The 13,303-nt window shown below is 35.2% G+C and carries 20 protein-coding genes; 12 read left to right on the plus strand and 8 right to left on the minus strand.

Translation table 11 applies throughout. The features are described from left to right. The first annotated feature begins 23 nt into the window (after nucleotides 1–23). Both RTP99_RS10190 and RTP99_RS10195 read left to right on the plus strand, forming a co-directional pair. Nucleotides 24–944, plus strand: coding sequence for a DUF1385 domain-containing protein (locus RTP99_RS10190; protein WP_000807113.1), 921 nt, complete (start codon nucleotides 24–26; stop codon nucleotides 942–944). A 79-nt stretch (nucleotides 945–1,023) separates the two neighbouring features. Next, nucleotides 1,024–1,425 (plus strand): SA1362 family protein, encoded by a 402-nt coding sequence (locus tag RTP99_RS10195; RefSeq protein WP_001014446.1) that lies wholly within the window; start codon nucleotides 1,024–1,026, stop codon nucleotides 1,423–1,425. On the opposite strand, the gene RTP99_RS10200 is transcribed toward RTP99_RS10195, so the two are convergent. The 3 genes from RTP99_RS10200 to splB all read right to left on the minus strand — a co-directional run bounded on the left by RTP99_RS10200 (nucleotide 1,422) and on the right by splB (nucleotide 3,735). Next, nucleotides 1,422–2,084, minus strand: a complete 663-nt coding sequence (locus tag RTP99_RS10200; protein WP_000643921.1) for an HAD family hydrolase — start codon at nucleotides 2,082–2,084, stop codon at nucleotides 1,422–1,424. The genes RTP99_RS10195 and RTP99_RS10200 overlap by 4 nt on opposite strands. Nucleotides 2,085–2,137: 53 nt before the next feature. Further along, a complete protein-coding gene (gene mntR, locus RTP99_RS10205; RefSeq protein WP_001143076.1) occupies nucleotides 2,138–2,566 on the minus strand; it encodes a transcriptional regulator MntR in 429 nt (142 codons plus the stop codon). Between the two features lie 143 nt (nucleotides 2,567–2,709). Then, nucleotides 2,710–3,735: a spore photoproduct lyase gene (splB, locus tag RTP99_RS10210; RefSeq protein ID WP_000802119.1), complete on the minus strand. Its 1,026-nt coding sequence runs from the start codon at nucleotides 3,733–3,735 to the stop codon at nucleotides 2,710–2,712. Between the two features lie 156 nt (nucleotides 3,736–3,891). On the opposite strand from splB, the gene RTP99_RS10215 reads away from it, so the two are divergent. The 4 genes from RTP99_RS10215 to RTP99_RS10230 all read left to right on the plus strand — a co-directional run bounded on the left by RTP99_RS10215 (nucleotide 3,892) and on the right by RTP99_RS10230 (nucleotide 6,626). Beyond that, nucleotides 3,892–4,209, plus strand: coding sequence for a PadR family transcriptional regulator (locus RTP99_RS10215; RefSeq protein ID WP_000556083.1), 318 nt, complete (start codon nucleotides 3,892–3,894; stop codon nucleotides 4,207–4,209). Between the two features lie 5 nt (nucleotides 4,210–4,214). Continuing rightward, nucleotides 4,215–4,901: a DUF1129 domain-containing protein gene (locus RTP99_RS10220; RefSeq protein ID WP_011040658.1), complete on the plus strand. Its 687-nt coding sequence runs from the start codon at nucleotides 4,215–4,217 to the stop codon at nucleotides 4,899–4,901. Nucleotides 4,902–4,908: 7 nt separating this feature from the next. Then, nucleotides 4,909–5,577 (plus strand): DUF1129 family protein, encoded by a 669-nt coding sequence (locus tag RTP99_RS10225; RefSeq protein ID WP_000136526.1) that lies wholly within the window; start codon nucleotides 4,909–4,911, stop codon nucleotides 5,575–5,577. A gap of 200 nt (nucleotides 5,578–5,777) precedes the next feature. Next, nucleotides 5,778–6,626, plus strand: a complete 849-nt coding sequence (locus tag RTP99_RS10230; RefSeq protein WP_000111937.1) for a hypothetical protein — start codon at nucleotides 5,778–5,780, stop codon at nucleotides 6,624–6,626. A gap of 28 nt (nucleotides 6,627–6,654) precedes the next feature. Here RTP99_RS10230 and RTP99_RS10235 read toward each other — a convergent pair whose 3' ends face one another. Then, the gene (locus RTP99_RS10235; RefSeq protein WP_000514079.1) at nucleotides 6,655–7,491 is read right to left on the minus strand and encodes a lipoate--protein ligase family protein; all 837 of its coding nucleotides are present in this window, start codon (nucleotides 7,489–7,491) and stop codon (nucleotides 6,655–6,657) included. Nucleotides 7,492–7,661: 170 nt separating this feature from the next. On the opposite strand from RTP99_RS10235, the gene RTP99_RS10240 reads away from it, so the two are divergent. The 6 genes from RTP99_RS10240 (at nucleotide 7,662) to RTP99_RS10265 (ending at nucleotide 10,943) form a co-directional block, all read left to right on the plus strand. Continuing rightward, nucleotides 7,662–8,045: a rhodanese-like domain-containing protein gene (locus RTP99_RS10240; RefSeq protein WP_000108655.1), complete on the plus strand. Its 384-nt coding sequence runs from the start codon at nucleotides 7,662–7,664 to the stop codon at nucleotides 8,043–8,045. Between the two features lie 249 nt (nucleotides 8,046–8,294). Further along, complete coding sequence (locus RTP99_RS10245) at nucleotides 8,295–9,272, plus strand: LacI family DNA-binding transcriptional regulator (protein ID WP_001273961.1); 978 nt, start codon at nucleotides 8,295–8,297, stop codon at nucleotides 9,270–9,272. A gap of 96 nt (nucleotides 9,273–9,368) precedes the next feature. Further along, nucleotides 9,369–9,950, plus strand: a complete 582-nt coding sequence (locus RTP99_RS10250; RefSeq protein ID WP_003267456.1) for a TetR/AcrR family transcriptional regulator — start codon at nucleotides 9,369–9,371, stop codon at nucleotides 9,948–9,950. Between the two features lie 71 nt (nucleotides 9,951–10,021). Next, nucleotides 10,022–10,354, plus strand: coding sequence for a DMT family transporter (locus RTP99_RS10255; RefSeq protein ID WP_000312349.1), 333 nt, complete (start codon nucleotides 10,022–10,024; stop codon nucleotides 10,352–10,354). 1 nt (nucleotide 10,355) lies between these two features. After that, nucleotides 10,356–10,670, plus strand: a complete 315-nt coding sequence (locus RTP99_RS10260) for a DMT family transporter (protein WP_000312623.1) — start codon at nucleotides 10,356–10,358, stop codon at nucleotides 10,668–10,670. Between the two features lie 15 nt (nucleotides 10,671–10,685). Further along, nucleotides 10,686–10,943 (plus strand): DUF3975 family protein, encoded by a 258-nt coding sequence (locus RTP99_RS10265; RefSeq protein ID WP_000910584.1) that lies wholly within the window; start codon nucleotides 10,686–10,688, stop codon nucleotides 10,941–10,943. A gap of 16 nt (nucleotides 10,944–10,959) precedes the next feature. On the opposite strand, the gene RTP99_RS10270 is transcribed toward RTP99_RS10265, so the two are convergent. The 4 genes from RTP99_RS10270 to RTP99_RS10285 form a co-directional block, all read right to left on the minus strand. Further along, nucleotides 10,960–11,148, minus strand: coding sequence for a hypothetical protein (locus RTP99_RS10270; protein WP_041184700.1), 189 nt, complete (start codon nucleotides 11,146–11,148; stop codon nucleotides 10,960–10,962). Nucleotides 11,149–11,396: 248 nt separating this feature from the next. Further along, the gene (locus RTP99_RS10275) at nucleotides 11,397–12,023 is read right to left on the minus strand and encodes an ABC-2 transporter permease (protein WP_041184494.1); all 627 of its coding nucleotides are present in this window, start codon (nucleotides 12,021–12,023) and stop codon (nucleotides 11,397–11,399) included. Then, nucleotides 12,007–12,630: an ABC-2 transporter permease gene (locus tag RTP99_RS10280; protein WP_000595366.1), complete on the minus strand. Its 624-nt coding sequence runs from the start codon at nucleotides 12,628–12,630 to the stop codon at nucleotides 12,007–12,009. The genes RTP99_RS10275 and RTP99_RS10280 overlap by 17 nt, the downstream gene beginning before the upstream one ends. A gap of 32 nt (nucleotides 12,631–12,662) precedes the next feature. Further along, the gene (locus RTP99_RS10285) at nucleotides 12,663–13,295 is read right to left on the minus strand and encodes an ABC-2 transporter permease (protein WP_001186545.1); all 633 of its coding nucleotides are present in this window, start codon (nucleotides 13,293–13,295) and stop codon (nucleotides 12,663–12,665) included. Between the last annotated feature and the right edge of the window lie 8 nt (nucleotides 13,296–13,303).

Genomic DNA, 13,303 nt, shown 5'->3' on the forward strand with positions numbered 1-13,303 from the left:
AACAAATACAGGTTGGTGTTAACATGGCAGAAGAGTCAAAACAAATATATGGCGGGCAAGCAGTCATAGAAGGAGTTATGTTTGGCGGTAGAGAATATACTGTTACAGCGGTTCGTCGTAAAGATAAATCGATTGAATTTTATCGATTACCACGCGTTCGTAATAAAGCATTATCTATCCTGAAAAAAATTCCATTTTTACGAGGGATTGCCGCTATTGTGGATGCAAGCGCGAACGGGGCAAAACATTTAAACTTTGCTTCAGAACGATTTGATGTTCACCCAGAAGAAGATGAACAAATTGCAAATAAAAAAGAAGAACAATCGAAGTTAACGATGGTATTAGGAGTTGCAGCAGTTGGCGTTTTATCTTTCATATTCGGTAAAGTCATTTTCACAGCAGTTCCTGCATTACTAGCTGAATTAACGAGACCGATTTTCCCATCTCATACAGGGCAAATCATTGTCGAAAGTGTCATTAAGCTCATGTTATTATTGAGCTATATATACTTTATTTCTTTAACGCCACTCATTAAGCGGGTATTTCAGTACCATGGTGCGGAGCATAAAGTCATTAATGCCTATGAGAATAATCTTTCATTGACTGTAGAAAATGTTCAAAAACAAACTCGCCTTCATTATCGTTGTGGCAGTAGCTTCATTATATTTACAGTCATTATTGGAATGTTTGTTTATTTCCTTGTCCCTACAGATCCACTTTGGGCCAGAGTGGTAAACCGAATTTTATTAATTCCAGTCGTTCTCGGTATTTCTTTTGAAGTGTTACAATTTACAAATCGATTACGCGATATTCCAGTATTACGCATACTGGGATATCCCGGATTATGGCTACAACTATTAACAACGAAAGAACCAACAAATGATCAAGTGGAAGTAGCCATTGCATCGTTTGAAGAATTATTACGTTTAGAAAACAAACAATAATTATTTAAAAATGGTGTTCAACTCCTTTCCTCATCGTTAATATACTAATTTTAATATATGTTTTTAGGAGGTGTTCCTTATGAACGGTCGTTCGTTTACTTTCGCTATATTTGTGCTTATTATCGGATTAGCAATATTCGGCCTTGTTTCATCTGTCATTACAGATCCAATGGGAGTGTTAAGAAATATTGGTATCATGTTGGCTGTCGTTGGTATCTTTTATTTACTCTACAAAATGTTTACAAACTCTAGCGGTTCAGCAAATTCGCAAAGCTCATATAAGCGTGCTGCAAAACAATCGAGCCGCAAACACGGGAAACAAAACGTAGCACCCCTAAGCAATTCTTTCTTTAAATCAAACGCTTCTAATGACAAAGGGAAAAAAGGGAATCTTTCTTCTTTAAAGCGAAAAAGAAAACAATCTCATTTAACTGTCATTGAAGGTAAAAAAAACAAAAAGAAAGACCGTGCTTCCTTTTAGGAAATACGGTCTTTCTTTATATTTTGCAGTACTTCTTTCAAGCTTTTATCTTTCATACTTTCAATTCGAAGATGATGATTTGCAAATGGTAAATTACGTGTCACATCATTAGGTACAACGACGCACGTTAACCCTGCTGCAATCGCTGCTTTCAATCCGTTTAACGAGTCTTCAAATACAACAGCCTCAGACGGATCAATCCCTAAATCTTCTATCGCAATTTGATAAAGTGCTGGATCTGGTTTTACCTTTTCAACATCTTCTCTCGTTTTAATAACTTCAAAATAATCTCGAATTTGTAGCTCTTCTAAAAAAGGAATCACCCATTCTCTAGATGAACTAGATGCTAACGCGATTTTTAATCCCATTTCTTTCGCTTCTTGTAAGTATTCTTTTACCCCGTCACGAGCTTCTGGTGTTTTCATTTTTTCTTTATGTAAAATTTTCACTTTTTCTTTTAATGCATGCTTGTTAAACTTCTCTTTTAATTGCTCATTTAAATATGCATACAGTACATCATCTGTCGTTCCAATACACTTTGCAAATTCTTCTAAAGGTAACTCCCCACCGTACTCACGAACGGCGTCTCTGAAAGAGTGAAACCATATTGTTTCTGTGTCCACAATTAATCCATCAAAATCAAAAATAATTGCTTTCATAATTCTCCCATCCTTTTCGATTGAAATAAAAAAGGAAACGACTTACGTTCCCCTTAATTACTTTTCTCTTCATTTGCTTTTTGAACGCCACGAAGTGTTTCCACTCGAACCTCATCTTGTTCAAAGTATTGCACTAAATCACCAATGCGATCAATTGCTTCCCAGCTTAAATGATGTTCAATTCCTTCTACATCATTGTAAATCTTACTTTCATCCACACCGATAATACGCATAAATTGCTCTAACAATTCATGACGATATACGAGACGTTCTCCGATTTTTTTACCTTTTGATGTTAATACAAGCCCTCTATATTTTTCATAAATTAGATATTCATCTTTGTCTAATTTTTGCACCATTTTTGTTACAGAGGATGGATGTACACTAAGCGCTTCAGCAATATCAGATACGCGGGCATAACCCTTTTCATCAATCAACAAATAAATTTGTTCAATATAATCTTCCATACTAGGGGTAGGCATCGGTTTCCTCCATCCAATTTCATTTTGCTCATTCCGTACGAAGCAATCAATAAAATGATACACCAGAAAGAATAACGTGACAAGTTGAAAACAAGCCTAAATATATAAAACAAAAAGAATCTGTATTTGCATACAGACTCCTCTTAAGTGAAGTATTGTATTTCTGCATCAGGAAAAAACTCATGTATATAACCTCTTATTGTTTCTTCTAATACTGCTGCGTCATCTTTTTTATATACGTATTTCCCAATGCCGTACCGTCCCCATTTATATTTTCGCTTCTCTTCATCCATTTCAAGCTTTGTATTCGGATAACGCTCTTGTATGACCTTTTTTGCAGGTTTTGTAAAGCGATGTTGAATTAATTCAAATGTTAAATTCGGTATCGACAAATCTTTTAATGCATTATACAGTCGCTCAAATAGTTCACGATATCCTTCTTCCCATCCTTCATGCATATAAAGCGGCGCAACTATAAAACCAAGCGGATAACCCGCGCCTGCTACTTTACGAGCCGCTTCAATTCGTTCTTCAAACGGTGACGTCCCTGGCTCAAAATTTTTAATTACATACCGTGAATTAATACTAAACCTGAAACGAGTTTTCCCGTTATGTTTTGCATCTAACAAATGATCAACGTGCGAATATTTCGTAACGAAACGTAAACGCCCATGCTCACTTTCTCCAATGAATTCGATCGCGCGCTTTAATGCATGTGTTAAATGATCGATCCCAACGATATCTGATGTACAAGCAGCTTCAAACCTTGTTATTTCAGGTGCTCTTTCATCCATATATTGCTGTGCCTTCTCAAATATTTCATCAAGATTCACATACACGCGAACGTAAGGCTTACTCCCAAGTGTCGTTTGCAAGTAACAATAATGACAATGTCCCATACATCCTGTTGCGAGCGGAATTGCATATTCAGCTGACGGCTTTGACGTATCAAACTTTAATGTCTTCCTCACCCCAACGACAAGCGTTGCCTTTGCATTACGATACTTTTGCAAATCATTTTCACCCGGCAAATTTCTAATTTGATTATGGGATGTCGTTTCACGAATCTCTAGTCCCATCTTCGTAAACTTCTCATACAGCTCTTTTCCAAGTGGATATTCCAGTGCCTTCGGTTCAAAGTAAACGAGTTTTGGCATAAATGGTTTCATATGCTTCCCTCCTCTCGTTAGTATGGGAAACGATGAAAAATTAACACGCATTAAAGTTTTCCACTTCAGTAACTTGCGTTGCAAGTTACTGAATGTTATAATTTGGATAACAGCTACCTTGCACAGCAAGTTACCTGAGTAAAAGGTGGTGAAATCATGCACAGCCAAATGTTAAAAGGTGTGCTCGAAGGTTGCATCCTATACATCATTTCACAAGAAGAAGTGTACGGATATGAACTGAGTACAAAATTAAATAAACACGGATTTACATTCGTAAGTGAAGGAAGCATATATCCGTTATTGTTACGTATGCAAAAAGAGAAATTGATTGAAGGAACATTAAAAGCCTCCTCACTTGGCCCAAAGAGAAAATATTATCACGTAACGGATAAAGGATTAGAACAGCTTGAAGAATTTAAACAAAGTTGGGGAATGGTTTCAACAACGGTGAACAATTTATTACAGGGGGAGTGATGAGGATGGAAGCGAAAGATTTAATCGAACTAAATAACCAAAAGCGTAAATTATTAACTACAGAAAATGAAAACGCCTATAGCGACATGTTAATATACATCCGCTTAGCTAAAGTGCCAGAATACCATGCGGAAGAATTGCTAATTGAAATTCTAGATCACCTTATTGAAGGGCAGCAAGAAGAAAAAAATGCTTATGATATGTTCGGCGATGACTTACAGGCATACTGCGATGAACTAATTGCTGCCCTACCTAAGCCAAGTTTATGGGAACAATTATCGATTCCTTTATTTATAACTAGTTATTTATTAGCAATATATTTTGCTGTTTCTTCCGTAATTGCATTGGTATTTCCCTTATTTTCAAATGAAGCACGTTTTAAATTTGTACACATCGATTTCATTTATCTGCTTGCATTTATATTGTCCGTACATCTTATGATACGTTTTGTTTTCGATTTTATAAATACTGATTTATTTAAAAATAAAACAACTATTTGGATGCATATTGGAGGATTTTTCATACGCCATAGCCTATGGATACTATTAATCGGTATTTCCTTTTTATTTATTAAACAGCCCTATACTACATTGCAAATCTCACCTTGGATTGGCGCTTTACTGGCTATCTCTTGCTATGCACTATACAAAATCTTCTTCAAAAGAGAATATTTAGACTTTAAAAAGGAGTAATGATACGATGACCGAAAAAGAAATGGTTCAGTTAAACAATGAAAAAAGAAAGTTATTAACAGCTGAAAACGAAGCTGCTTATGGTGATATGCTTATTTATTTACGCCTTACTAGCGTTCCACAAAAACAAATGGAAGAATTACTTTTAGAAATATTGGATCATCTTTTAGAAGCGCAAGAAGACGGTAAAACTGCACATGACATTTTCGGAGAAGATTTAAAAGCGTACTGCGATGAATTAATTAAGTCTTCGGAACATCAAAATTCTTTCCAACAAGCTGCCGTTATTGGGTTTGCAGTTAGTTTATTATTATCTGTTCAAATTGGATACGATACATTCACTACTCTTATGCAAAAATTATTTTCAAATACAAACACTTCAGGAATCCCATTTAGTATTCCTGGAACAATATTATCTGCTATTGTTTTAGCAATTGGCGCTTTCATAACTTTTTCTTTATTTAGACGTTTTTCTTTTACAATAATGGTTTCCTGGAAACAAAAAGTACTCCTCTTATTATCAGTATTTATACCTTTTATCTTATCAGTTTTTTCAAACGTATTTTTCAAAACACGCCCATACTTATTTTATAATTTGTCTATTTTGCAAGGTGCCCTTGTTACACTTTCTTTTTATATTTTATACAAATTTTTATATAAAACATCTAAATTTTAACAGCCCTTCAAAAGGCTGTTTTTCTTCTGTCTAATTTTACAAATTGAAAAATTTCATAAAGAAAATAAGAAAAATGCAAAATAATTAAAGTTAATTGTTGACGTGATGCTTTTATTATCGGTATCATAAATCTTCGTGAGCAATTATTTTTCGTTATACGATTTTTTTATTATTACTGAATTTTTGAGAGGAGAAATTAGATGTCAGTTAAGAAGAAAACGCAAGTACGCACCGGCAAAATGGTACGTGAACTAATGTTAGCAGACGAAGATGTAAGTGCTTCGCTAATTATGGTATATAGTGAAAACGGTGTAAACGCAGAAATTAAAATCGAGGGCTTAACGCCGAAATGTAACGAAGAATTATTTTTGAGCGGAAACGTGGATTGGAACAAGAGTGTTATTTATAAAATTGTTGATTTCACTGGAAACGCTGAAGTTGGTAAAGTTACATTAACAGCGATGAACAAAAATAATGTTTCTCTAGAAATAGAACGCGTTATGTGGAGTAAAGAAAATAAAGAGGCTGCTGAACAAGAAGAAACAGTTGTAGAAGCTACTCCGAAAAAAGAAGTAATTGTAGAAGCTCCAAAAGCAGTTACACCTGCTCCAAAGACTGTTACACGTGTGGAAACACCTGCTACAGCACCAACACCTAAGCCTACTCCGGCACCGACACCGAAGCCAGTAAGTGTAGAAGCAGCTGTAGAATTATCTACTCCAGCACCTGTGAAACGAGAAGTACCAACTCCGGTTACAAAGCAAGAGACAGCACCGGTCGCGCCTGCAAAACCGAAGCAACCTGCTTTGACTGAAACAAATTCAAAACTACAAGAAAATTATGTGAAACTCGTGAAAAAGACAATTGAAGTTTGTCAAGATTACGAGCTTGGCATCGACATAGATGATTCTATTGAAGGCTTAAAAGAAGAACTACAAAGCCAAGGTATTAGCGTTACATTTGACAAAGAAATTATGGACGTTGTCAATCGCCTTCGTTCTTTACAAGATAAAGGAATCAAAGTAGAAAAAGTACTTAATTTACTATAAAAAAATAAGAGGCGGCAATTGCCACCTCTTATTTTTTATAATTCCATTCTTTACTTTCATACTTTTCTTTTGCTAACGTTTGCACTTCATGTAATTGTTCTTCTGTTAATTCATACGGAACAAGCTCTACATCTAATCCTTTTTCAAACCCAACCTCAAACGCTTTAATTAACTGCTCGATTGTAAACGTACGGTCTGTTAATTCATTAATTGCTACCGCTTTAGAAGAGAACATACTCTTCATGCGTTCTTTCACACGTTCATTCGGGAATAAAAACAGATCATACAACTCATCTAAATCTATTTCTAATGGAATCGACCCGTGCTGTAAAATAACACCTTTTTGACGTGTTTGCGCACTACCTGCGATTTTTCTTCCTTCTACTACAATTTCATACCAAGACGGTGCATCAAAACATACGCCTGAGCGTGGATTTTTCAAATTTTCACGATCTGCTTCTGTTTTTGGAACTGCATAATACGCTTCTAACCCTAATGCTTTAAAACCATCTAATAAACCTTGCGAAATAACACGATACGCTTCTGTAACTGTTTTTGGCATATTTGGATGATCTTCAGACACAATAACACTGTACGTTAATTCTTTATCATGTAGTACACCCCTGCCGCCTGTTTGACGACGAACGAATCCATATTTCTTTTCGTTAACTACATCCATATTAATATCTTTTTCAACGCGCTGGAAATACCCGACTGTTAATGTTGGTACTTCCCATTCATAAAAGCGAATAGTTGGTGGCATTTTCTTTTCACTTTGCCAATTTAATAAACATTCATCTAACGCCATATTAAATGCCGGTGAACATTGACCAGAGTTAATATAACACCATTTTTCTTTTCCCATCCTGCACCTCATATAACCAATTATTTTTCACATTCTCTAGTCTACCAAATTCGACAAAATTTGTGAAAGAATACGAAATTTCTTCTTATATACAAATGAATCTGTTGCATAAATACATATGGGCATTATAATATTGAAAGTAGGATAAGAAAAAAGGGAGCGATAGAATCGTGTCAACAACTTGGATTATTTTATTAGCCGTAATCGTAGCGTTCATCGGTTACACTGTATGGATGTATTTCTATCAGAAGAAATTAATTACAACACTTTCAGAAGAAGAGTTTCGCGCTGGCTACCGTAAAGCACAGCTTATCGATATTCGCGAAGCAGACGAATATACTGCAGGGCATATTTTAGGCGCACGTAACATTCCGTTATCACAAATTCGCCTTCGTCATAAAGAACTTCGTAAAGATCAACCAGTTTACTTATACTGCCAAAGCGGATTCCGTACTGGTCGTGCGGCTCAATACTTAAAGAAACAAGGCTACAAAGATTTCTACCAATTACAAGGTGGATTCAAAACGTGGACTGGAAAAATTAAAAAGAAATAATAACATACAAAAACTAGCTGAATGATTCAGCTAGTTTTTCATTTGAAAACTTTCCACGTTATTCTCACACATTTTGACAAAACTTCTTTTATAAACGCAAAAAAGACCCCTATCATTCTCACGCCCGAATAAAAAGGTTACGCGAATAACAGAAGTCCTATTTATAACATAGTTTGTGAAAAGCTTTTCAGGTCAAGATTTTTTCATTCTTATTATTTTCCCTTTATAATAAGGAGAGAGGTGATACATATGGCCAATATAAAACAAATTGCAAAAACCGCTGGTGTATCCATATCAACTGTTTCCCGCGTCCTAAATAATCACCCTTACGTAAAAGAAGAAAAACGTAAGCGTGTTCTAGATGCTGTTGAAGAATTGAACTATGCGAAAAATATAAATGCTATTCATTTAATAAAGGGAAAAACATATACAATCGGTGTTATGCTCCCTTTCATTAACCTTCCATACTTCAGTACCATTATTGAAGGTATCGGCAACGAAGCGTTAGCAGCTGGATATCACATTAATTTATGTCAAACGAATTACGATAGTATCGAAGAAATTCGTGTTCTTGAAATGATGAAAATGAAACAATTCGACGGGATGATTATTTGCTCTCGAACGAGTTCATGGGAACAAATTGAACCTTTCGCAAAATTTGCTCCTATTATTTCATGCGAAAAAATGAAGCACCCCCTTATTTCATCTGTCTACGTGGATCATTATGAAGGCTTCCGTCTCGGCACCGCCTATTTACTCAATAAAGGACATGAAAAAATCGGGATTTGTTTAGCAAGAAAAACAAGTGTAAATTCTATGGAACGTGAAAAAGCGTTTGCTGATACACTTCGTAACGAAGGCAAAACGTTACATCCCGAATGGATTTTTCATCAATGCTATACAATGCAAGACGGTGCACAAATACTCCATCGTATTTTAAACATGAAAAATCGTCCAACTGCTATTTTTACAGCGAACGATCAAGTTGCAGCTGGTTTATTAACAGAGGCTCGCAAGCAAGGTCTTCGAATACCCGAAGACCTTGCTATCCTCGGATTTGATAATCATGAAATTTCAAAGGCGTTAGAAATTTCAACAATTGAACATCCCGGTCTCGAAATGGGCTCACATGCGTTTTCTTTATTCCATAAACAAATCCAAAGCGAGCAAATTATCGGGAACGCAAAAGAGCTTTCATTCCATTTAATTGAACGAGATACTGTCTAATAAGAGCGTTACCTATAGCGCTCTTTTTCAGCTCTTCACCTATTGACTTTATATTTTTACTTGCATATAATGAACCTAACGAACGGTAGGTAGGGGATGAAAATGACAGCAAACCGCATTAAAGCTGTAGCACTTTCTCATTTCGCACGCTACGGCTACGAAGGAACTTCATTAGCAAATATTGCTCAAGAAGTCGGGATTAAAAAACCATCAATTTACGCACACTTTAAAGGAAAAGAAGAGCTATATTTTATATGCTTAGAATCCGCTCTTCAAAAAGACTTACAGAGCTTCACAGGCGATATCGAAAAGTTTTCAAATTCGTCTACTGAAGAATTGCTCTTACAGCTACTAAAGGGCTATGCAAAACGATTTGGTGAAAGTGAAGAATCAATGTTTTGGTTACGAACTTCTTATTTTCCGCCTGATGCATTTCGCGAACAAATTATTAATAAAGCAAATGTACACATTGAAAACGTCGGAAAACTTTTATTCCCTGTATTTAAAAGAGCAAGCGAACAAGATGAGTTGCATAACATTGAAGTAAAAGACGCCTTAGAGGCTTTTCTATGCTTACTTGACGGTCTTATGGTTGAACTACTATACGCAGGTTTAAATCGTTTTGAGACACGTTTAGACGCTTCTTGGAAAGTATTTTGGCGTGGACTTTCAAACTGACGGATTGCTCCTTTGCAATGCGTCGTTTTTAAGCCCTTTACCTAACGACTGGTAGGAAGGAGAAATGACATATGGCATGGATTTATGTAATCTTAGCTGGTATTATTGAAATCTTTTGGGTAATTGGATTAAAACACGCGGAGGCTCCACTTGAATGGGCTGGTGTCGCGTTATTAATTACAATTAGTTTCGTCTTATTATTTAGAGCTTATAAAGATTTACCTGTTGGTACTGTATACGCAGTCTTCACTGGAATTGGAGCTGGTGGAATCGTTCTTACAGAAATTTTCGTTTTCGGAGAGCCATTCTCTATCGTAAAAGTATTATTAATTGGTTTAATCTTCTTCGGCGTAATTGGTTTAAAACGAGTAACAGAAGAAAAAGAAGCGAAGGAGGCCGCATAAAATGGCTTGGGTATTTTTAATTTTAGCTGGTATTTGTGAAATTATTGGTGTACTCTTTATGAAAGTAGCCACTGAAAAGAAAGGCTGGGCACCAAAAGTTATTTTAATCGCTAACTTCGGCGTAAGCTTCTTCTTCTTATCCCTAGCGATGAACACATTACCGATGGGAACTGCTTACGCGATTTGGACTGGAATTGGAACTGCCGGAAGTGCACTTCTAGGCATCCTTATTTTCCGCGAATCAGCGGATTGGCGTCGTCTTGCTTTCTTAAGCTGCATTCTATGCGGCGCTGTTGGCTTAAAACTATTAAGCTAACGTGAGGTGAATGTCATGTTGAAAGAAAAAGGGAAGCAACTGTTAGCATGGATCACGCTTAGTATCGTCGTTCTATTACAAATCAGTTTTCACATAATAGAATCATTGTTTCATAAAATAGTATCCATTCTCACATTCCTTCCTAACATGACACTTGAAATAATATCAATCGTTTGGTCCATTATTGCCTCCATTGCACTTGTCATTATATGGAGTATCGCCAAGCTATGGAATAAGTTATTTAAAAAGGACAGTTCTTCTGAAAAAGAGTAACTGTCCTTTTTTATATTCATTCAGACTTTCTGTAGAAGTTTGATGTGATAAGACAAAATAGACCAACTATGACAATACTTATACCAACCCCTTTATGCAAACTAGGAAATAACGGTGGTATATCTGAATAAACATTTGCTAATATGAGACCGATTGAAACGAAAAATACCCCTATTCTATATAACCATTTTCTTTTGTTCATCATTCTCCCCTCCTAAAATGTTTCATACACTCCTTTCTTTTGGACATACTACCTAAAAAAGGAGTGAATAATATGCAAAATTCCGTACATAAGCAGATCCTATTTTTATTTTTCCTCTTTCTCATTCTCGTTATCGTTTTCAGCTTTATATTACATACTCCGAAAGATGTTGTACCGAGTAATCTCTCTGTTTATAAACTTTTACTTTCCTATTGTCGTTATTGAAGAAGGTGCCTTTTATAGGGCACCTTTTAAAATTCTTTCTTCTCATACAATTTCACTGAAACGAAGATAGATACTATGAACATGCATATGGAACTAATGAATAACACGTTATTATATAGTTGAATTTGTTCCAAGTTGATTTGAAACAAAGCTTCTAAAACAACTATCGGTGCCATGAATATTACTATCGTAATAAAAATAGTTTTCTTATACCCTAACCAAAAGGATATTGGTAGAACAAAGCTTAAATACACTAAAATAAAGCTAATACTAGCAACCATTGTCGTTTCAATAAATTCAAATAGGTTAACCCCATTCTTCATTCCCATCGTAAAACAACCGACCGTTACGCTTATAAAAAGAATAATAATTGCTACTATATATTTCGCATACACAATTTGTTTTTTTAATATTGGTAAACTATTTACTATGACTTCACTCTCATTTTTACTATCTGCTTCAAATGTTTTTACTGTTGCTCCAATTGTAATAATTACGGACATAATTATGAACAGATTTTCCGTATCTGTTAAGGCCATATAAAAGAAAACAGGATACAGTATGTACCAAATTAAAAACTTCCATTGAATGATAAAATCTTTTAAAATTAGTTGTTTCAACGCTATTTTCCTCCTCTCACAGATCACGTTCATTGTACAAATGAATTGAGAAAAACATGGACATAACATACAAAAGAATGAGCCCTGCTATAAAACAAATATTTACGACTAGACTCGTGCTCCAAGCGTTCTCTACATCTAACCAGACGTTACTGACAATCAGTCCACTTAAATACCCCAATGCAAGTCCGGCGAACGGAGCAATTTGTTTGGCACTGCTATATCCTACTGAGAATTCAATCGGAAGTACAATTATGCTACAAACAACCCCACCTGTTATACCACCGAGAATTTGTCCCCACAGCATAAATCCAGTCATATGTTCATTTTGTAACTGTATGAAACCAACCACTAGTGAGAAACATCCACCTAGAGCAACTAAAATACTTACAAATATGTATTTCCCTATTACAATATCTTTACGCTCAAACGGTAAACTATTTACTATCGTTTCACTTTTATTTTTCCCCTCATAACTCATTGAGAGTATTATGCCAAGAGCAGGTACAAACATGCTAAATGTCATCAAAAAACTATCACTGCGAAAATCAACAATGAGTAGGAACAAGAAACATATAAGATAAACAAACCCTAACTTTCTTTGCAACATCATATCTTTTAAAACTAGTTGCTTGATCATGTATTACACCTCCTAATATGAAAATGTCCCTTCTATAACTCTACCTCCTGAAACATTTTCATTGAGAGAATCATTGATATGAATATGCTTACTAACACTCCGATTCCAAGAACACCCATTGCTAGCGTAGCATCTTCAGATTGAAGTACTTTTAACATAATTATTTTATCACCAAAAACATTGCACATAAGACCAATCATACCCATTAAAGGAAAAAGCATAATTAAATTCAAGACAGTAATAGCTTTATATCCTCCAATGTAATTAGCAGGTATCGTTACTACACAATAAATCAAAGTTGCTACTATTGCTGAAAACACTGCATATCCAGGCATAACTATATCCCCGTCCAACAAAATATTTTTTAATATTATGACTATAATAGTTACACTCAAACCACCCATAATAAATACTGTGCTTGAAATATATTTAGCTATAACTATCTCTTGTCTCGTTATAGGCAAACTCACTAATACTTTTTCTGCTTTACTTTTCTCGTCATAATAAAAAGAAATATATATAATCGTACTACATGTTATAAATAATCCGATTGCAATCCCCATTGGTTCTACGGAATTTTTAAAAACGGATAAAATAGGTATAAAAAAATAAAAAGGAAACATCTTCTTCTGTAAGAAAAACTCCTTCAAAATCAATTGCTGCATCTAAATTC

The organism is Bacillus sp. (in: firmicutes) (assembly GCF_031983925.1).
Lineage (GTDB): Bacteria > Bacillota > Bacilli > Bacillales > Bacillaceae_G > Bacillus_A > Bacillus_A pacificus.